Source organism: Gordonia sp. SMJS1, assembly GCF_029866425.1.
Taxonomy (GTDB): domain Bacteria; phylum Actinomycetota; class Actinomycetes; order Mycobacteriales; family Mycobacteriaceae; genus Gordonia; species Gordonia hongkongensis.
In genome coordinates this window covers 2813352-2832542 of the sequence record NZ_CP123381.1, presented here as the reverse complement: position 1 = coordinate 2832542, position 19191 = coordinate 2813352, and the positions used below count along the sequence as shown (strand labels likewise).

The window sequence follows — 19191 nt, the reverse complement described above, 5'->3', positions numbered from 1 at the left end:
ACCTATGTAGACTAAAACCATCATCGCTGATGATGCGGTGAACCTTCGCTGCCGACTCGGGCAGAAACAAGAGTGGTCCGCGGGTGCTGGAACACCCACGGACCCGACGCACACCACGGAAAGGGCCGTGACATGCACCAATGCCCCACTCTACTCGAACAAGCCTCCGGCTATCTCGCCGCCGATCACACCATCCGCCGCATCACCCCGACCGCCCGGGCGAGCGCCGCAGCGGCGATCCTGGCGCACTACCCGCCGACCTCGGCGTTCGATGCTGGATTCCGACAGCGGCTTGTCGAGTTCACTCCTGACGTGGCGTCTGCCGATCAGCGAAAGGGGCGGTAGGCCAATGGAGTTCGCAACTCTCGGAGTCCTGGCCGACGCAGCTCCCCTCATACCGGAGGCCCCTGAGGCCTTTGTGCAGGTGGCGGCCAATCTCGGATGGGGGGCCTCGATCATCGGGGTGGTCATCTTGTTGGGGGCGGGCCTGCGAGCCGCCATTGCGAAGAAATCAGGCGGGGGCGCCGCCGCCGTCGTTCCACTTGCGGTCGGTGGTGTCATCCTCTCCTCCGTCGGACTCGTTCTGACACTGGTCGGCCCCGGCCCGGATCGGGACAGGCAGCCAACCTCCCCCGACGCGTCCCCCGCGCCACCGCCGCCGGCCCCGGCCGAGCAGACACCGTCTGCCCCCGAGGCGCCCACCGACTACACGACGCTGTGGATCATCTGCGGAGCCGCCGCGGCCAGCCTCATCGTCATCGCTGTCGCGGTTCTCGCCTGCCACAAAGTGAGCCAAGCACGTTCTCGCCGAGCCGTTCTGGTGACGAGTGTGCGTGCTCAGTGGGTCAAGGCGGCCGACGTCCTGGGCTCCATCGACGCCGAGTACGCCGCCTACCACGCCGACCTCGCCGACCGGTTGTTCGCGCGCCCACTCCTCGACGACACCAACGATCCCCGCACCGCGGCGTTCCTCGACGCCTACACCGCGGCCCACGCTGCGGCCTACGACTCCCGGCCCCTGGACAGAGACCTCGCCGACCGTGCCGTCGCCACCGCCCTCGCTGCCCGCGACGCACGGGACAGTGCCTCACGCCATGCCCGCGAGACCGGCCTGAACATCCAGCCCGCCAAGCGTGGAAAGCTCACCCGAGCACGCAAAATGCTCGACCAGGCACTGGACCCGACCATCACCGACGCCTACCGCGACAACCTGCTCGACCGCATCACCACACTCATCGCCGAGGCCGGCGCACGCCGCATCCCACCGGTCCGGGCGCTGGTCGCAGAAGCTGTTCAGCGGCAACTCAACACGGCAGTCTGTCGGCCGCAGCTGCAACAATGACCCACATTGAACGCCACCGACCTACGAAAGGGGTCAACCGTGTGGTCCTTCCTGTACTTCGCCGTCGCCTTGCAATTGGCCGGAGTCCTCGCCCTGGCTGTCGCCAACTCGGCATACCCACACCGTCGCCGAGGGGTGCGTCTGCTCGCGGCCGCACCCCCGGTGGCCTCGACCGTCACCCTTGTGACCGGCGCAGTCCTCACGATCGCCTCCGGCCAGTACCAGGCCGGCGACGTAACTCTAATCACCCTCATGGCGATCTTCTGCACCGTCGTCAACGTTTTGATCCTCGGACTGTTCGGATTCTGGGCCGAGCTACGCCGCGCGCTGGACAACCGTCGGCGGTCGTCCGGCCCGCCGGACATCGAATCCATTCCCTGACGAAGGGTCCGCATCTAGTGAACGACAGGACGATTCGCGCCGGCACCGACCGCGCCGACTTCGTCGCGCACGTCGCCGAACGCATCCGCACCCATCCCGACCCCCTGCTGAGGGCGCGGGCAGTCCAGATCGTCCTCGCCGCAGACGGCGTGCAGGCGAGCGGCAGCTTGGCAGACCCCAGAGGCGCTGTGATCGCTCACAATGAGCTACGCAGGCGGGTGGACGAGCTGGCCGCGGCCGCGGAGCTGGCCGACCTCAAACAGGACTTCCGCCTCAGCGGACAGCACCCGGCTCGACATGGCGGCGACATCGCCTTCTATGGCTTCTTCGGACTGACGGGTCCAGCAGCGTACCTCCTCGGCGCCTTCGGCTTCGAGCTGCCGCCGTCCCTGGACGGGTTCAACGTCGTAGCAATGGTCATGGCCGCTCTCACCCCCATCGCCGCCTACTGGTGCTACTACACCCTTCACCACTCCGGCCAGGATGCTCGCGGCTGGCAGGGCATAGTTGAACAGGCCGCCCACGTCGCCTACGCCGGTCGCGACGACGACACTCCCGACCAGCCGTCCGTCGCCGGGGACGACGACCTCGCCCGGCGCCGAGCCGCCGCCGCCCGCTCGCTCGATGACCTGCTCGCCGCCTGGGGGCACTACAAACTCGACACCGAAGCCTGGTACCTCACCAAACCCCTGCTGCACGACACCACCGGCACCGTTGCCACCACGGTCGCCTACACCAGCGCCATGACCGATCTCGCGGCCGCCGTCGACGCCCTAGGCGAACACTCCACCGCCAACGACGTCGACCACACACTGGCCCTCGCCGACCGCGCCTGGGCGGCCTGGCACGACGCGAATGACCACGCCGCCGCCGTCGGGCTCGACGATCGCAGCCCCACCGAACGCGCCGCGCTGCAACGCCTCAACAAACTCGTCACCCGACTCACCCGCAGCAGCGCCGACGATCCCGAACTCGCCGCAGTCAAACGCGACATCACCGCCTGCCTCGACCGCATCCACACCGTCTCGGTGTCCTGGGCCGACATCGCCGCACTGCCCGCCCTCGACCAGCAACTCATCCCGCAGTTGCCCACCGGCGCCGCCTGAGGCCACGTCGCCGAGGCGGCCAGCAGGAAGTGTCTGCGATCACAAACGCCAAGTGCGCGCGCGGCGGTGACTACAGCAAAGAGACGATTTGCTAGTGTGGCGGGACGTTCTTCTGAGTTGCCACACCCAACCGAAGATCGTTCCTCACAGGATAGGAGGGGAGGGCGGCGAACTCCCCCGAATGTGCAGCCCCCTCCCCTCCCTCCTGGCTACGCGCGGCGACGACCAGCCGGTGCGGGTCTTCACTGAGGGTCGTGGAGTGTTAGCGCCCGATCTGCTGAAGTAGTTGCGAAATCGGCACTTTCAGCGCTCCGGCGATGCGCGCCAGGGTGATGACGGTTGCCCGCCGCGATCCGTCTTCCACGCCGCGCAGCATGTTGCGCTCGACGCCGGCCTCGAGACCAAGGGCCCGCTGACTGAGGCCCAGTTCCTCGCGGCGGGTCGTGATCGCTTCTCCGAGAGCGCGTAGCAACGCAGGTTCGTCGATGTCGACGGCCATGACGGCTCCTCCTCCCCTGTCGCCCGCCAGGTCGGCGGGCACACTCGGCATGGCTGAGCCTACCGGCGAGGTCGCCACGGGCGGCAGGACGACGGCGGTGCGCCCGGCCGACGCGGGACAGCTACTCACTGCGCGGGTTTCACGATCGTCACGGTCAGCTGGTCGTCGTCGATGTGCTCGTCGAACTCCTCAATGGCCAGCCAGTGGCCGCAGACGTACTGGTCGCGCTCGGAATCGTCCATCGCTGCCCACTGCTCGGGCAGCGGGCCGACATAGCGCTGCACCCGGCGTACCAGATACGACCGCTCGACAACCTCGGTGCGCGCCAGCTCCGGCATCGCTTGCTCGACCAGCCCGACCAGGGCGGCGGCCGCGTCATGTTCAGCGTCGACACCTCCTGCGAGGTCGCAGGCTTGGCGCCACCGCTCGATGCCTGCGGCGATTGCTCGCGCATGAACGCTCATCGGTGTTGCCGCGCAGGTGTTTTCGGTGGTCGTGGCCATGTGCTGCTCCTTCTTTCCTCCGTGCCTCAGTGGTTGCCTATAGGCTACCGTTAATGGTAGTCTATAGGCAACCACTAAGGATGGAATGAGCGAGGAAACGACGATCATGGGGCACATCATCTCGAAGACAGCGGAACATCGACCGGCGCTGCGCCGCAGACGATTCCGTCACGACAACCCGACCGCGCTGGACTTGTTCTCGGGATTCGGCGGATTCACCCAGGGCATCGAGGCCGCCGGATTCGACACCATCGTCGGGGCCAACCACAACCGCTACAAGGTCGAGGTGCACGAGGCCAACCACCCGCATGTCGAGCACTGGATCGCCGATCTGATCAACACCGACTCCGACACCTACCACTCGGTGCGCGAACTCCCGGCGGCCGATCTGCTGGTCGCCGGGGTGACCTGCACCAACCATTCCCAGGCCAACACCCAGCGCGCCTACGAACAGGGTCTGACGTTGTTCGACCTCGACGACCCCGAGTTCGAGGAACGCGCCACCCGATCCGAGCGGGACCGCGCAACGGCCAACTGTGTGCTGCACTACGCCGACCAGCACCACCCCCTGCTGATCCTGGTCGAATGCACCACCGAGTTGCAGTCCTGGGGTCCAGCGGTCCCCGGCCGACGCAAGGTCGGCGACGGGTCGACGTATCGGTGGTGGCTGCGCGAGATCACCAAGCTCGGCTACGAGCACAAGGTGCTCTACCTCAACTCGATGTTCTTCGGCGTCCCCCAGAGCCGGGACCGGCTCTACATCGTGTTCTGGGACCGCGCACTGCCCGCCCCCGACCTCGATCACCGCCCCCAGGCGTGGTGCGGACCCTGCGATGAGGCCGTCGAGGCGATGTGGGCGTGGAAGACCGGCGTGCCCGCCAGCGGATCGGTGCGCTACGGCAAGCAGTACAACTACCGCTGCCCGCGCTGCTTCGGCGAGGTCTCCCCCACCACCACACCGTCGTTGACGGCCCTTGACCTGACCCACCTGGGCACCCGGATCGGCGAGCGGACCAAACCGCTGGCCCCGGCGACCATGGCCCGCGCGGAGCGGTGCCGTCAGAAGTTCGCCGAGTTCCCCGCCGTGCTGATGCCGGCCAAGGCCCAACGCGGCGTGGAACGCCACCCGCTGCAACCGATGTCGACGCAAACCTCGCAGCAAGAGACCGCGCTGCTCAGTACCGGCGCGATCATGGTCGCCGCCGGAAACACCTTCGAGCGCCCCGGATCGCAGTGCCGGACCCGAACCCTGGGGCAGCCGCTGTGGACCCAGACCGCCACCAACGCCACCGGCCTGCTCACTCCCCCGGTCGCGATGGCCATCAACAACTTCCAGGGCGCACCACGCGGCCTCGATGAGGCGCTGCCCACCCAGGGCGGTTCGGAAACCCTGAGCATCGTGTCCTCCGGTGTGGTGCCCTTCCGCAAACACACCACCCCGACCAGCCACGCCCAGGCCATGCCGACGGTCACCGCCGAACAGACCCCCGGCCTGCTCACCGCGACCGGCGACCCCGCGCTGCTCGCGGGCTGGTTCAAGCAGAACGGCAGCACCGGCACCGAGACCGCCGCGCACCCGCTCACCGATCCGCTGGGCACCCTGACCAGCCGCGACACCACCGCCCTGCTGGCCACTCACTGGCGCGACGCCCTCGCCGACATCCCGCTCGATGAGTGCTTCTTCCGCATGATGACCCCGCACGAGGTCGGCCGCGGCTGCGGATTCGACCCCGACTTCGGCGACCACAAGGGCACCTTCACCGTCTGGGGCAAAGGCCGCGACCAGATCGACGGCTACGGCAACGCCGTCACCCCACCCGTCCCGCTGTGGATCGGCACCCGCCTACGCGAAGTCCTGCACCCCACCAGCGGATGATGACGTCGACCGCCCCGGCACACCGTGACCACTGTGCCGGGGCATCCGGCCCAGTCCACACGGACGGGCCGCGCTCGGACAGCTCGGAAAGCCTCACCGATCACGCCCGTTGCTATTATTGCTGCATGATTGACGCTGGCCGGTGGGGTGCGATCCGCGACCTGGCTGATCGCCAGTTCGGGCTGTTCACCACCGCCCAGGCCCGCAACCTCGGCGTCGCGCCGTATGTCCTGGCTCGCCTCGCTTCCCGTGAGGCCATCGTCCGGGTACACCACGGTGTCTACGAGGTCCCCGAGTCCTCGGCCTGGACCACGCTCGGTGACTGGGCGGCACAGTGGTTGGCGCTGCACCCCGCCGCTGACATCGAGGACCGCCGCACCCACCCTGACAGCGTGGTGAGCCACGCCGCCGCCGCCCAGGTCCTTCGGCTGGGCACGATCACCGCATCCGGGCTCGAGCTGAGCAGCCCGCATCGCATCAACGTCCGCGACCCGTCGGTGCGCACCTGGCGCCGGCCGATCGGTGACCGCGGCCGCGACTGGGACCTCGTCGACGGACTGCCGGTGACCACACCCGCGCGCACCGTGGTCGACCTGCTGCTCACCCACGGCGACGGCGGGCACATCGGGACCGCGCTGCACACCTGCCTGACCGAATCGCTGGTCGACGCCGACGAGCTGATCGCGGCATGTGATCGGGCCGCGCCGCGCTGGAAGTACGCCTCGGGTGCTGAGCTGTTCGCCTCGTTGCTCGATCAGGCCCAGATGCCGGCCGAACCGGTGCTGGTCGGCTGATGGCGTATGCGTCCGAAGAGGCCTTCCGTGCCGGGCTGAAAGCCCGCCTGTCCGCCGAGGCTCGGACGAGCAGATTCAGCCGTGACGAGCTCGCTCAGACCGTGACCCTCCAGTTGTTCCTGGCCCGGCTGTTCCGTTCCCCCGACGCCGACCAGTGGATCCTCACCGGCGGCACCGCCCTGCAATTCCGGGCGCCGACCCAGGCCCGCCCCACCGCCGACGCCGACCTGGCGACCCGCCTCGACGCCGAACACATGCAGCACTCGCTGCGCCAGGCCGCCCACCCCGGACCCGGCGACTTCGGCGAGTTCGACATCACGATCACCGCGACTCGTAGCCCGGGCTTGTTCGCCGGGCGTATCCGTTACAACCTTGCCGGACAACGGTTCTCCGACGCCACGCTCGACCTCGCGACCCACCGGGAGATGCTGCTACCGCCCGAGACGATCAGCCCGCGCCCGGTGCTCGCGCTCGACGAACTCGACCCCATGCCCGTGATCCGGATGCAGGCCGCCGCCGAGGCAGTCGCCGACAAAGTCGCTGCCCTCTACGAGCTGCACGGCCCCCACGGCGACAGCCCCTCGACCCGCGCCCACGATCTGGTCGACCTCGTCATCCTCGCCCGCACCCAGTCGTTCGACGCCGAGCAGCTGCATGCTGCGATCTGCCACCAAGAACAGCGCCGCGACCTGACGATCCCTGCGCCGTTGGTGCTGCCCAACCCGACCTGGGAGCGCGACTACCCAGAGCGCGCCGCGCACAGCGGCTTGCCGGCGCACCTGCACCAGGCCGACGCCGCGCTCACGGCCGCCAACAGCCTCATCGAACCGATCCTGACGGGCGCGACAGAGAACGGCCAGTGGAACCCCGACGACGGTGTCTGGACTTCGGACAGGCCACGTTCGATTGGAGAACTGCTCGCCGACACCCGTGCTGCACAGGCGGCACCGCGCACACCGGCACCGGGGACCTCCCCGCGGCCATCGTCGCGTAGCACAGAACGCTCCCGCGACCACGGACCCGAGCTTTAGATTTGACCAGCGGCCCCGCCGCAAAGCGGGAATGGCGCAGCGAAGGCAGGAGGACGCGATGCGTGATGTGTTCGGTGAGTGGTACTCCGATGGCGACGATGAGCGCCGCGATTTCGTCACTAAGGCCAGAATCGCGTTGGATGCCAACGTCCTGCTGGGCCTGTACCGGATATCGAAGGAGTCCCGCGAGAAGATCCTCGTCCAGCTCGAACGGGACGATATCCGTCCGCGCCTCTTCCTTCCCTACCGCGCCGGCTTCGAATACCACCGTCAACGACTGTCCGTCGCAGCCGATCACGCCAAGCAATACACCAGAGCGACGAACATCATCTCGGGAGTCAAGGGCAAAGGCGTCAATAGTCAGCTCCTGCAGGAACTTCGCGCGGCTATCAGGGAAGTCAAGGACACCGGAGTACAGAAACGACTACTCGACGCGGCGGACACGGCATTCAAGGAAGCCGCGACTACCATCGACGGAGCGATACGGGCAGAGCGTGAGTCGAATATCCTCCACCCCAAACAAATTCAGACAGATGACCCAATCCGGGATCGTATCGAGAAGCTGTTCACCGATGCCGGTCAGATCGGTCGTCGGCGGACATCGACCGACCTCCGGGCATGGGAGGACCAGGCACGTGCTCGGCTCGCCGCTGCCATGCCCCCCGGGACCGGAGTCGATGAGTCCAAGCGGGACGGCGGGATCGGTGACCCACTCATCTGGATGGAGATGATGGACCTGGCCCGAGCTGTCGAGCAGGACGTGCTGTTTGTGAGCGACGACATGAAGGCAGACTGGCGTCAGATCGTTGACGACAAGGACTTCGGGCCTCTACCTGACCTTCTGCGTGAGTTCGCTGACGAAACCGGCCAGCGATACCACCACGTGAACTCGGACACCTTCCTCGAAGACCTCAACACCTATCTCGACGCCGATGTGGACAACGATGTGATCGACGAGGTCAAGAATGCACGCATTTCTGTCTCCGATTCTGGTTCGAGGATCGTTCTGCCCGAAGAGACTATGGAGCGCCTGAGGGAATGGGTTCGCACCAACGAGGCGTTTGACACGACGCTGCGCTCCGAGGCGTTCCGGAACTTCATGTACGGGGAAGACAATCCCGCATCTAAGTCGTTCCAGAAGTTTATGTACGGGCCAGGCAATCCGGCATCTAACCTCGATGTTTCGTGAGGTGGCGGTCCCTTGTTGAGTGGCCCGGTTGGGTGGTCTGAGGACCGGATTTCGGGCGTGGGCCGTGTGGTGTTGTCCGAGGCGTCGGTGTGCGTCGGGTTTCACGGCCCCGAGGTGTGAATGTCCTTTCTGGATCGAAGGTTGGTCGGCCTGGTGGTCAGGCCGGCGCTGGAAGTGCTGCAAGCCTTGCTAGCCCGTCGAGTAGCAGATCGACGTGCGGAGCGTGGGTGGCCAGCTTCATGCGGGTTCGCCGGGCGTGGCGGCTGATCTTGGCCGCGATCGAGAACACGCGGTGGCGCAGTCGCTTGGGTTCCCACCGGCGAGCAGGGTGATCGGTGAACGCGAGCATCTGCGTCCAGGCGATCAACTCGCAGGCGAGCATCACGATCGCGCACCAGATCCGGTTCTGATCGAAGCCGTGCAGCGGGAGATTCGTCAGGCCACAGTCTTTGGCGGTACGGACCCGGTCCTCACATCGAGCCCGCCGCCGGTGACACAGCTCCAGATCAGCGAGTTGGCCACGGACGGTGTTGGTGGCGAACGCGGTCAGCCGCAACCCATCACGGTCGGTGAACCGCAATTGTGCACCCGGGTGCGGCCTCTCCTTCCGGACGATCACACGCATCCCCTGCGGCCAGCCCGATAGGTCGATCAACCCGGTCAACTCGGCCACCCACGCCCCGTCGCGTTGCACGCCGTCGGCATCGTAGGCCGGGGTCCACGCCTCGGGACTGATCCGGTCGGTTGCGGCCGCGATGGTCTCGGTCAGCCCGAATCCCACTGAATAGGCCAGGCGCCGGCGGGTGAGATAGCCGAGGAACTCGTGGGTGCCGCCGGCCGAGTCGGTGCGTACCAGCACCGACTTGCCGACCCGATACCCCTGCACCGTCGGTAGCTGCTCGAGTGCGGCGGCGGTGACCGTGATGTGGTCGGCGGCGGTGTTGGCGCCGGCGTTGCCGGGCCGCAATTGGATGGCCAGGGGTTCGCCAGTGCCCTGGCTACCGTGATCGACAAACGCACACAGCGGGTGGAAACCGAACCCGCGCTTGTAGGTTGGTGCCGCATCCTGTTTCTCCGAGTGCGCGGTCACCAAGGTTGCGTCGAGATCGACGATCAGGGGATCGCCAGTATCGGCGTCGTGATCGGGGGCGGACGTGGCGGCTGCTGACCAGCACTCTGCCCGGGCAGCAGCGCGGGCGGAGTTGATGGCCGTCAATGCCGCTGGGGCGTCGGCGGCCAACGCCGAGATCAGTCGTGACACCGTGGGGTCAGAGGCGACCTGACCGAATACGGCGGGGTCGGCGCGCAGTTGGTTGATGTCGGCCAGACAATCACCGCCGATCGCGACTGCCACGGCCAGATCCGTGATGATCTTGCCTGGATCGTGGGTCGCCAGGGGTTTACGCCACGGTGTCAACGCGTCCGATAAATCGGTGGTCAGGCCCGTTTTCTCGGCTGTCCGCAGCAACACCGTGGCGCCGGCTTGCGACACTACCCCGGTTCCGGTGCCATCTGCAGACAGCACGGGATAGGGCGACGTAGACTTACTCACCTGAATGGTGCTCCTCGATCTGGTCCGATTGATGACTTCGCAATCTCAATCATCCCAGGTCAGGGCACCATTCTTCATTCACGACACGGAATCAGCGTGAAAGCACGAGGCTAGCTCCCGCACGGCCGCGGACAGCTCATCGCGTGACGATGCCCTTGCCAGAGTGGTGCCTTGTTCTTCGTCCACCGATCCGGGGGCTACAGGTCGTGGCGCTGCTGCGGATCGGTCGTCGGCGGACACGCCAGCCATGAGCGCTGGGGTGTTCGTTGGATTGTGACGATCGGCGAGCGCGGTGGCCGCGGCCCCGCCGGCTACACAGAGAACCACCGCGGCCACGAGCGATCCACTCAGCCCGGCAACGGCCGTCGACCTGGCTGATGCGCCCGAGACCTTCTCGTCGTCGAGCACGTCGAGAAAAGCAGATCGAACTTGCTGACTGCCTTGGCAATCGAGACCGGACGCCCGCTCCCATGGAGCAGTAGGCGGTGCGGCCCTGGGTTCCTGCCGAGATCGACCGTGCGCGGTGTGCGCGGTGGCCCGAAACCCCTATGATCGAACCGGGCTGCGCGCGGCCATACATCATGCGAGCGAGACGTGTATGGACGGCCATCGCGAGGTAGATATGAAGATGAAGACGTCCCGGGCGCACCCCCCGACCGAGCGTGCGACGCGCGCGGGGGAACAGAGGTAGCGGGCCGGATGGACCTGACCACAGCTTCGGGGGAGGGAGGCATCCGATGTCGCCCCGCCGCACGCGCGACACCCGAAGGCTGCGGCCCCGTGGCTCCGAGGGTGAAGGCCGCCGAGGCACCGCGAGGGGACGTGTGCATACCAATGGGGAGCGGGCTGGGGTCAGCTTTGCGATGCCGTGCCAAGGAAGGTCCTTCAGTCCAAGAGTCGTCCCGGATGGAACAGATCGATATCAAACGAGCCACGAACAGGTTACTACTACGTGGGTTAGTTTCTCTCCGCGCGGGCGCGCCGAACCGGCGCCCCTCACGGTTCCATCAGCGTTTTAAGTTGACCAGTGGGTCAGGGCTATGCGCTGGGGCGGAAACAGTTCGCAACGATGACAGCGCCCGACTAAAGCGTTTGCACGAGCGACCCCGCTAGGCGCGGTAGAAGCCCCACGTTGCCGGAGGCCTTGAACTACGTCGATGGTAGTAGTGCCACAGTGGTAGTAGTGCCACAACGGTGCAGCGCCCCTGAGCACAACCATGGACCAACCGAAGGACGGCTGTCTACCGGTTACGGCCTCGAATAGCACTTCATTCTTTGGAGCCGATCGCCGCTGTCCTCCGTGATCTGGGCCGTGCAGACCGGGACGACGGTCAGAGGCCGAATGCGCCGCCGCTGACGAGGATGACGATTCCGAGAACGATCAGCACGAGCGGGAACAGGATGTGTTCCCACCGTTCCAAGATCTCGGCGATGGCCTTGCGGGTGGTGAGGAACTTCGCGGTGAACACCAGCACGGCGACCAAGAGCAGGAACACGACCGAGTAGGCGACGATCGCCGCTGTACCCACGGTCGCGAAGACCGGGACGTAGACGCCGATGTTGTCGCCGCCGTTGGCGAAGGTCACCGCCGCCACCGTCCAGACCGCGACCTTCTTGCCCTCGAACCGTTCATCGTCGTCGCCGTTGTTGCGCCATGCTCTCCAGGCGGCGAGCAGACCGAGCAGCAGAGGAATGAGCCCGAAGTAGGCGATGGCTTCTTCGGGCAGCAGCGCCGTGACTCCCAGCGCTACGAGGACCGACGCGGCGAGGATCGCTCCGAAACCGAGATATTGTCCGGTCGCGATGGCGGCCGTTGTTCCGCGGGTTCCGCGCCGCGGGCGAAGAACAGCGAAAGCACGATGATGTCGTCGATGTTGGTCACCAGGAAGAGTCCGATGGCCTGCAGGATCGAGGTAACCATTCCGGCGGATGCCCTTTCTCTGGGAGTGCACTGCTGCTCGGCTGACACGCAGTTGTGTCGCGTGCCGTAGCCGCTGTCATGGGAGTGGCTATTTCAGTTTCGATCACGCGCCGGTGATGTCGGCGCGGGCGCAGGAGTGTGGTTGGGGAGTTTGGCGGCGATGGCCGCGGCCAGTAGTGCGCTGATGGCGGCGCTGGCAAGGAACACTGCGGACATGGCGTGGCTGTAGGCGTGGGCGCTGGACGCGGCCAGATCGGCGCCCGCTGGGCCGGGAATCTGGGTCGCGGCAAGTTGCGCTCCGGCGATGTTGTCACGCGCCGCGCTGACCACTGGTTCGGGCAGGCCGCTCAGGTGGGGGTCGAGGTCGCGGGTGTAAACGACGGTGAGCAGGGTGCCCAGGATCGCGATGCTGAACGCGGCACCGACCTGTCGAATGGCCATCAGCAACCCAGCTCCTGCGGCGCTGCGATGCTCGGGCAGGCTCGCCATGACCGCGTCGACAGCCGGCGCCAACGCCAGCCCGGCTCCCAGGCCCACGGTCGCCAGGCACACCGCGACGAAGCCGTAGCCGGAGTCGACGGTGATGCGGGATGCGAGCACGAATCCGGCCGCGGCGATCACCATGCCGGTGGCGATCGGGATTTTGGCGCCGAGTCGGGTCACGATCTTGTCCACAGCGGCTGCGGCGACGATGATCGCCAGCACCAGAGGCACCAAGCGCAGGCCGGTGCCGAAGGCGTCGTGGTAGCGCAGTATCTGCAGGTATTGCGGCAGCACGAACAGCACGCCGACCAGGGTGAAGGTGCCCGCGGTTGCGGCCAGGGTGGGCCAGGTGAAGGCCGGATTGGTGAACAGTGCCAGATCGACCAATGGGTCGCGGGCACGGCTTTCCCACACCAGAAATCCCGCGATCAGCCACACACCGGCCGCCAGAGCCGCGAGCACGACGGGATCGGTCCACCCGTACGCGGGAGCCTGGATGATGCCGAATACCAGCGCCGCCGTACCGGGCACGGCGGTGAGGATCCCGAGCCAGTCCAACGCCGGTGCATGCGGGTCGACCGATTCGGGCAACAGCACCACACAGGCAACCAGGGCGGCGACACCGACCGGGACGTTGATCAGAAACACCGAGCCCCACCAGAAATGCTGCAGCAGCCAGCCACCGACGATCGGCCCCAGCGGCAACCCGACACCCAGTGCACCGACCCACACCGCGATCGCGCGGCGACGCTGGTCGGGGCCGAACAGGGTCGGCAGGATCCCCAGCGACAGCGGCACGATGATCGCGGCCCCGATGCCCATGACCGCGCGGGCGGCGATCAGCGAGCCGGTGGACCCGCTGAAAGCGGCCCAGGCCGAGGCGGCGACGAAGGCGACCAAACCTATCAGCAGCAGCCGTTTGCGACCGTAGCGGTCACCGAAGCCGCCGGCGGGCAGCATGAGCGCGGCGAAGACCAGGGTGTAGGCGTTGACGATCCACTGCAACTGGGTGGTGCTCGCGCCGAGGTCTTGGGCCAGGGTGGGCAGGGCGACGTTGAGAACCATCAGGTCCAGCCCGACGGTGAGCAGGGCGACGACCAGCGCCGCCAGCCCTGCCCACCGACGTGACGGGCCCGGCTCAGTCCCGGTCGTCGGCGTGGTGTTCGGGTGAGAGTGGTTCTCGCTCATCGGAGTTTCCGATCAGAGTGGCGATGATGAGGGCGGTCGCGCCGAGCACGATGAAGGTGTCGGCGAGGTTGAAGGTGGGCCACCAGCCGGTGTGCAGGTAGTCGGTGACCACACCGTCGGGGGCCCGGTCGATGACGTTGGCGGCGGCACCGCCCAGGATCGCGGCGAGCGCGACGCGGGTGAGCAGGTTCGCGCGCGGCGCGACCACCCATCCGCCGACCGCGACCGCGGTGGTGATCACCGTGGTGAGCGTGAGCATCACCCAGCTCGGTGCGTCGGCGGCGATCGAGAACGCCGCTCCCGGGTTGAACGCCAACTTAAGGTCCACCGGACCCGCCTCGATCGGGGCCCCGGCCAGCGTGGTCTGCGCCCACGCTTTGAGCGTGAGGTCGATACCGGCCAGCGCGGCCGCGGCAGCGACCCACCGCAGTCGCCGCCCCCACCGCGACACGGTGGGAGCAGACGACGCGGTGGCGGTCACGCGGGCGCTCCGGCCAGTACCGGTGCGGGCTTTGCCGCCGAATCGGTCAGCGAGGCCAGGGGTTTGGTGCGTCCGGCGCGGACACCGTTGGCGATGACGACGATCTCGGCGAGTTCGTGCACCAGCACCACCGCCGCCAACCCGAGAATCCCGAACAGCGCGAGCGGGATCAAGATCGTGATCAACCCCAACGACAAACCGACGTTTTGCAACATGATCCGGCGAGCCCGACGAGCGTGCTCGAGAGCCCGCGGCAGGTGCCGCAGGTCCTCACCCATCAACGCCACATCCGCGGTTTCGATAGCGACATCGGTGCCCATCGCGCCCATCGCCACACCGAGGTCGGCGGTTGCCAGTGCGGGGGCGTCGTTGACGCCGTCGCCGACCATCGCGGTGAACCGGTCGCTGCGCAGTTCGCCCACGATGTGGGCCTTGTCCTCCGGGCGCAGATCCGCGTGCACGTCCTCGATCCCCGCCTCAGCGGCCAGAGCGGCGGCGGTGCGGGCGTTGTCACCGGTGAGCATCGAGACCCGGATTCCCAGCGCGTGCAATCGGTCGATGACCTCGTGTGCCTCGGGCCGCAGTTCGTCGCGCACAGCGATCGCACCGATCACCTGGCCGTCGAGCTCGATCAGCACCGCGGTCGCCCCCGCGTGCTGCATCCGTTCCACATCGGCGGCCAGAACACCCGGTTCGATCCAGCCCGGACGGCCCAGCCGCGCCCGGCGTCCGTCGACGCGGCCGGTCAACCCGGCACCGGTGACCGCCTCGACGTCGGTGGCGGGAGTGACGGTGTCGACGGCGGCGAGGATGGCGCGGGCGAGGGGATGTTCACTGCGCGATTCCAGCGCGGCCGCGACCGCCAGCACCCGGTCCCCGTGCACACCGCCGGTGGCGGCGATCTCGACGACGGCAGGCTTGTTCGCCGTCAGCGTGCCGGTCTTGTCCAGCGCGACCTCGCGCACCCGGCCCATCGCCTCGAGTGCGGCACCGCCCTTGACCAGCACACCCAGCTTGCTCGCCGCACCGATCGCGGCGACCACGGTCACCGGCACCGAGATCGCCAGCGCGCACGGTGAGGCGGCGACCAGCACCACCAGCGCACGTTCGATCCAGGTGACCGGATCCCCGAAGAGCGCGCCAATCACCGCGATGGCTGTGGCGGCGATCATGATGCCGGGCACCAGCGGTTTGGCGATCTTGTCGGCCAAGCGTTGAGCGTCGCCCTTGCGGGCCTGCTCGGCCTCCACGATCCGCACGATCCGTGCCAGGGAGTTGTCCTCGGCGGTCGTGGTGACCTCGACGGTCAGCACACCGGTGCCGTTGATCGCCCCGGCGAACACCTCCGCGCCCGGCCCGGCTTCTACCGGTACCGATTCGCCGGTGATCGCCGAAACATCCAGCGCGCTACGCCCGTCGACGATCACCCCGTCGGTCGCGACCCGCTCACCGGGGCGCACCAGCATCCGATCCCCGACGCGCAGCTCGGCAGGGGCGATGACGGTTTCGGTGCCGTCGCGTAGCACGGTGGCCCGGTCCGGTACCAGGTTCAACAGGGCGCGCAGCCCGCGGCGGGTGCGCGCGACCGCGTACTCCTCGAGGCCCTCGCTGATGGAGAACAGGAACGCCAGCATGGCGGCTTCGCCGACCTCGCCGAGGATCACCGCGCCGATCGCGGCGATCGTCATCAGCGTGCCGACACCGATCTTGCCCTTGGCCAGCCGTTTGAGCGTGGAGGGGACGAAGGTGTATGCACCGACGAGCAGTGCGGCGATCTCCAACCCCAACTCGACGGCGCGTGGGCCGCCGGTCCAGCCGACGATCAGTGCCGCGACCAGCAGCACTCCGGCGACCGCGGCGGCGCGCAGTTCACTGACTTCCCAGAGCTTTTCGGGTTCGCGTTCCTCGGCCTCGCCGTCACCGGCGGGTTCGTCGTGGCCGCAGCCGCATGCGTCGCTCATGCTCGTACCTCCGCGCTCTCCGTCTCGGTGGTGGAGTCGGTGCCGTAGTTCGGGCACAACGCCACCGCATTGCCTGTCGCCGCGAGCAAGGTCTCTGCCGAGGCGAGTAGGTCCATCAACTCCGGGCGGGCCAGGCTGTAGAACACCTGCCGCCCTTGCGGGCGGCCCACGACCAGCCCGCAGTCGCGCAGGCACGCTACGTGCGCCGATACCGTTGACTGAGCCAGTCCGAGCCCGGCCATCAGGTCCAAGACCCGCGCTTCCCCGCACGCCAGCCGGTGCACGATCGCCAACCGTGTCGCATCGGAGAGGCTGTGGAACAGGGCCACCGCCGGATCCAACCCCTGCGTCTCGACGAGGCAACCCCCGCCATCATTAATCGCCATAAAGCGATGATAGCGGCGAAAGCTATTGATATCGAGTGAGAGTGTGATTAATCTCGTTTCAACGATTACATCGTGATATGGCGATCAATTCGTGGTCGCTACGGAGGGAGGACGCGTGAACCAGCAGAAGTCCGCCGTCGTCGAGAACTCGCCTCAGCAACCATCGCCGCCGGGCTCGCCCGGAGTGCTATATCGGTGGGGCGTTCTGATGGCCCGGCGCAGACGTGCGGTCCTGGCGGTCTGGGGACTGCTGCTGGTGGTGTGCGCGGTGGCCTACCCGCTGCTCGAGAACCGGCTCGGTGCGATGGATTTCGGTGTCGAGGGCTCGGAGTCCACCGAGGTGGATCGCCTGGTTGCCCGGCACTTCCCGCAGTTCGGTACGGAACAGGCGGTCATCGTGCTGCAGTCTGGCGCGGTCACCGCCACCGACGCCGAGTTCCGTGCAGCGGTGGCTCGCACGATCACCGCCGCCACCGCGGTCGAGGGCGTGGTCGACGTCGTCGGCCCCTACGACGGGCTGCCCGGATCCCAGATCTCGGCCGACGGTCACGTCGCGATCGCGCTCGCCGGCATGGACGGCGACATGGCCGAACGCGCGAAAGTCGCGCGCGACCTGCAAGACGCCATCGCCACCACCGGCGACGATTCCATCGACGTAGGGGTCACCGGGTACTCGGCGGTACAGAACGCGGCCACCGAACTGCAGAACGCCGACCTGGCCCGCGCCGAGGCAATCGGCATCCCGGTCGCGCTGGTCCTGCTCGTCCTCGCCCTCGGCGCCCTGGCCGCAGCGGCGGTCCCGATCGCAGTGGCCATCGCCGGGATGCTGACCGCGGTCGGAGTGTTGTTCACCCTCACTGCTGTGACCGCGTTCGATTCGCTGACCGTGGCCATGGCCACCATGGTGGGCCTCGGCGTCGGTATCGACTACGCGATGTTCATCGTCAGCCGCTTCCGCGAAGAACTCACCCACCACACCGGGCCAGACCATGCCGCGATCAGCGGCGCCGTCGGTCGCTCCCTCGCCACAGCAGGCAAAACGATTCTGGTCTCGGGCTTGGTGGTGATGATCTCGCTGTGCGCGTTGATCATCATCCAGGCACCGATCTTCCGTGGCATCGCCATCGGCGTCGCCACCGCCGTCACCAGTATGCTCACCGTCGCCGTCACCCTGCTACCCGCCCTGCTCGCCGCCTTGGGCCCGGCTGTCAACCGCGGTAGTCTCCCGGCCCGCTGGCGCCCTGCCGACAGCGCCACCGACGCTCCCGGCGTTCTCGGTGGCCGCTGGGCGCGCTGGGCGTATCTCGTCATGCGCCGACCCGTCCTCTTCGGCACCGCGGCCGCAGCGGTGCTGGTCCTCGCCGCGCTGCCGGTATTCGGGATCCGCTACGGCCTCGACATGGGCACCACCGCCCTCGACGACACCCCGACCGGACGCGCCAGCACCGCATTGAACACCAACTTCCCGCCCGGAGCACTCTCCCCGGTCGAGATCATCGCCACCGGCCCCAGCGACACCCCACTCACCGCAGACGCCGAAGCACGGGTCAACCGATTCCTGACCGAGATCGACGGCGACGCCCGCATCGACACCGTCCTGCCCGCCCAGCTCAATGACGGTCGAATGCTCGCGATGGCGATCCCCTCGGTCACCTTCGACTCGATGGCCGCCACCGACCTCGTCCGCGACCTGCGCAACACAGCCGCCGGCGCAGCCGGAGCCGAGATCCGCATCGGCGGCAGCACCGCCGAATTCGTCGATCTCTCCGACGAAATGACCACCAAACTTCCGCTGGTCGTAGCCCTGGTGCTGACCGCCTCGCTGGTCTTCCTCATCGCCGCTTTCCGCAGTATCGCCTTACCCCTCAAGGCCATCGCGATGAACCTGCTCGCCACCGGCGCCGCCCTCGGTATCACCGTCGCGGTGTTCCAGTGGGGTCTGGGCGAGAATGTCCTCGACTTCACCAGCCCCGGATTCGTGCAGGTCTACCTACCCACCGTGGTGTTCGCGCTACTGTTCGGGCTCTCGATGGACTACGAGGTGTTCCTGATTCGTCGCATCCGCGAATACTGGGACGCCAGCGGCGACAACCAGCGCGCCGTCGCGGCCGGGCTCACCCACACCGCACGCCCCATCACCGCGGCCGCCGCGATCATGATCGCCATCTTCGCAAGCTTCCTCACCGCCGACATCCTCGAACTCAAACAACTCGGACTCGCCCTTGCCGTCGCCGTCGCCATCGACGCCGTCCTCATCCGCCTCGTCCTCGTCCCCGCCCTCATGCGCCTGCTCGGCGGCTGGAACTGGTGGCTGCCCGCCCTCAGGTTTCGCCCACCCAACACTCGCGCACCACGGGCCGCCGCTGAGTAGCGCGGCGATCAGACCAGGTTGATTCGTCGCGGACACGGGACCGGCCGCCGGGGCCACACCGCCCTCGGGGGCAACCGTCACGGCCGGTCTGACCTTCGAGTCGAGTCGAAGGTTCAGGGTCGCGGGG

The 19191-nt window shown here is 67.4% G+C and carries 16 protein-coding genes and 1 pseudogene; 9 read left to right on the top strand and 8 right to left on the bottom strand.

Annotation, left to right across the window (positions count from 1 at the left end; translation table 11 throughout):
* Positions 1-132: 132 nt before the first annotated feature.
* Genes QAD21_RS12920 through QAD21_RS12905 form a run of 4 tightly spaced genes read left to right on the top strand, consistent with a single transcriptional unit; the run spans position 133 to position 2829 of the window.
* Positions 133-345 (top strand): hypothetical protein, encoded by a 213-nt coding sequence (locus QAD21_RS12920; protein WP_068971509.1) that lies wholly within the window; start codon positions 133-135, stop codon positions 343-345.
* Between the two features lie 4 nt (positions 346-349).
* Positions 350-1342 carry a hypothetical protein gene (locus QAD21_RS12915; protein WP_055476907.1) on the top strand — a complete coding sequence of 331 codons (993 nt, stop codon included), beginning with the start codon at positions 350-352 and terminating at the stop codon, positions 1340-1342.
* Positions 1343-1381: 39 nt separating this feature from the next.
* On the top strand, positions 1382-1723 hold the full coding sequence (locus QAD21_RS12910; RefSeq protein WP_055476908.1) for a hypothetical protein: 342 nt from the start codon (positions 1382-1384) through the stop codon (positions 1721-1723).
* 17 nt (positions 1724-1740) lie between these two features.
* Positions 1741-2829: a hypothetical protein gene (locus QAD21_RS12905; protein ID WP_055476909.1), complete on the top strand. Its 1089-nt coding sequence runs from the start codon at positions 1741-1743 to the stop codon at positions 2827-2829.
* A gap of 262 nt (positions 2830-3091) precedes the next feature.
* On the opposite strand, the gene QAD21_RS12900 is transcribed toward QAD21_RS12905, so the two are convergent.
* The gene (locus tag QAD21_RS12900; protein WP_055476910.1) at positions 3092-3328 is read right to left on the bottom strand and encodes a helix-turn-helix transcriptional regulator; all 237 of its coding nucleotides are present in this window, start codon (positions 3326-3328) and stop codon (positions 3092-3094) included.
* A gap of 125 nt (positions 3329-3453) precedes the next feature.
* On the bottom strand, positions 3454-3831 hold the full coding sequence (locus tag QAD21_RS12895; protein ID WP_139115548.1) for a hypothetical protein: 378 nt from the start codon (positions 3829-3831) through the stop codon (positions 3454-3456).
* 85 nt (positions 3832-3916) lie between these two features.
* Here QAD21_RS12895 and QAD21_RS12890 point away from each other — a divergent pair, with 85 nt between their 5' ends.
* The 4 genes from QAD21_RS12890 to QAD21_RS12875 all read left to right on the top strand — a co-directional run bounded on the left by QAD21_RS12890 (position 3917) and on the right by QAD21_RS12875 (position 8721).
* Positions 3917-5707 carry a DNA cytosine methyltransferase gene (locus QAD21_RS12890; protein ID WP_280359645.1) on the top strand — a complete coding sequence of 597 codons (1791 nt, stop codon included), beginning with the start codon at positions 3917-3919 and terminating at the stop codon, positions 5705-5707.
* A gap of 125 nt (positions 5708-5832) precedes the next feature.
* Positions 5833-6501 carry a type IV toxin-antitoxin system AbiEi family antitoxin domain-containing protein gene (locus QAD21_RS12885; RefSeq protein WP_055476912.1) on the top strand — a complete coding sequence of 223 codons (669 nt, stop codon included), beginning with the start codon at positions 5833-5835 and terminating at the stop codon, positions 6499-6501.
* On the top strand, positions 6501-7532 hold the full coding sequence (locus tag QAD21_RS12880) for a nucleotidyl transferase AbiEii/AbiGii toxin family protein (RefSeq protein ID WP_055476913.1): 1032 nt from the start codon (positions 6501-6503) through the stop codon (positions 7530-7532). Before QAD21_RS12885 ends, QAD21_RS12880 begins: the two co-directional genes overlap by 1 nt.
* A gap of 58 nt (positions 7533-7590) precedes the next feature.
* On the top strand, positions 7591-8721 hold the full coding sequence (locus tag QAD21_RS12875) for a PIN-like domain-containing protein (protein ID WP_137809386.1): 1131 nt from the start codon (positions 7591-7593) through the stop codon (positions 8719-8721).
* A gap of 157 nt (positions 8722-8878) precedes the next feature.
* Here the strand turns inward: QAD21_RS12875 and QAD21_RS12870 are convergent, their stop codons facing one another.
* From QAD21_RS12870 to QAD21_RS12845, 6 genes and pseudogenes are all read right to left on the bottom strand, one after another.
* Positions 8879-10273, bottom strand: a complete 1395-nt coding sequence (locus QAD21_RS12870; RefSeq protein WP_055476915.1) for an IS1380 family transposase — start codon at positions 10271-10273, stop codon at positions 8879-8881.
* Positions 10274-11604: 1331 nt separating this feature from the next.
* Positions 11605-12194 (bottom strand): annotated as a pseudogene (locus QAD21_RS12865) (cadmium resistance transporter).
* A 93-nt stretch (positions 12195-12287) separates the two neighbouring features.
* Complete coding sequence (locus QAD21_RS12860; RefSeq protein WP_280359643.1) at positions 12288-13865, bottom strand: DHA2 family efflux MFS transporter permease subunit; 1578 nt, start codon at positions 13863-13865, stop codon at positions 12288-12290.
* On the bottom strand, positions 13816-14346 hold the full coding sequence (gene lspA / locus QAD21_RS12855; RefSeq protein ID WP_005179567.1) for a signal peptidase II: 531 nt from the start codon (positions 14344-14346) through the stop codon (positions 13816-13818). Before lspA ends, QAD21_RS12860 begins: the two co-directional genes overlap by 50 nt.
* Positions 14343-16307, bottom strand: coding sequence for a cation-translocating P-type ATPase (locus tag QAD21_RS12850; RefSeq protein ID WP_006902503.1), 1965 nt, complete (start codon positions 16305-16307; stop codon positions 14343-14345). The genes lspA and QAD21_RS12850 overlap by 4 nt, the downstream gene beginning before the upstream one ends.
* Positions 16304-16693: a metalloregulator ArsR/SmtB family transcription factor gene (locus tag QAD21_RS12845; protein ID WP_005179570.1), complete on the bottom strand. Its 390-nt coding sequence runs from the start codon at positions 16691-16693 to the stop codon at positions 16304-16306. Before QAD21_RS12845 ends, QAD21_RS12850 begins: the two co-directional genes overlap by 4 nt.
* A 115-nt stretch (positions 16694-16808) precedes the next feature.
* Here QAD21_RS12845 and QAD21_RS12840 point away from each other — a divergent pair, with 115 nt between their 5' ends.
* Positions 16809-19064, top strand: coding sequence for an MMPL family transporter (locus QAD21_RS12840; protein WP_039994351.1), 2256 nt, complete (start codon positions 16809-16811; stop codon positions 19062-19064).
* The last annotated feature ends 127 nt before the right edge of the window (positions 19065-19191 follow it).

What these genes read in the sequence shown, in the direction of transcription:
- QAD21_RS12920 (WP_068971509.1), top strand. Translation starts at nt 133, where the DNA reads ATGCACCAATGCCCCACTCTACTCGAACAAGCCTCCGGCTATCTCGCC.
- QAD21_RS12915 (WP_055476907.1), top strand. Translation starts at nt 350, where the DNA reads ATGGAGTTCGCAACTCTCGGAGTCCTGGCCGACGCAGCTCCCCTCATA.
- QAD21_RS12900 (WP_055476910.1), bottom strand. Translation starts at nt 3,328, where the DNA reads ATGGCCGTCGACATCGACGAACCTGCGTTGCTACGCGCTCTCGGAGAA.
- QAD21_RS12895 (WP_139115548.1), bottom strand. Translation starts at nt 3,831, where the DNA reads ATGGCCACGACCACCGAAAACACCTGCGCGGCAACACCGATGAGCGTT.
- QAD21_RS12890 (WP_280359645.1), top strand. Translation starts at nt 3,917, where the DNA reads ATGAGCGAGGAAACGACGATCATGGGGCACATCATCTCGAAGACAGCG.
- QAD21_RS12885 (WP_055476912.1), top strand. Translation starts at nt 5,833, where the DNA reads ATGATTGACGCTGGCCGGTGGGGTGCGATCCGCGACCTGGCTGATCGC.
- QAD21_RS12880 (WP_055476913.1), top strand. Translation starts at nt 6,501, where the DNA reads ATGGCGTATGCGTCCGAAGAGGCCTTCCGTGCCGGGCTGAAAGCCCGC.
- QAD21_RS12875 (WP_137809386.1), top strand. Translation starts at nt 7,591, where the DNA reads ATGCGTGATGTGTTCGGTGAGTGGTACTCCGATGGCGACGATGAGCGC.
- QAD21_RS12860 (WP_280359643.1), bottom strand. Translation starts at nt 13,865, where the DNA reads ATGAGCGAGAACCACTCTCACCCGAACACCACGCCGACGACCGGGACT.
- QAD21_RS12850 (WP_006902503.1), bottom strand. Translation starts at nt 16,307, where the DNA reads ATGAGCGACGCATGCGGCTGCGGCCACGACGAACCCGCCGGTGACGGC.
- QAD21_RS12845 (WP_005179570.1), bottom strand. Translation starts at nt 16,693, where the DNA reads ATGGCGATTAATGATGGCGGGGGTTGCCTCGTCGAGACGCAGGGGTTG.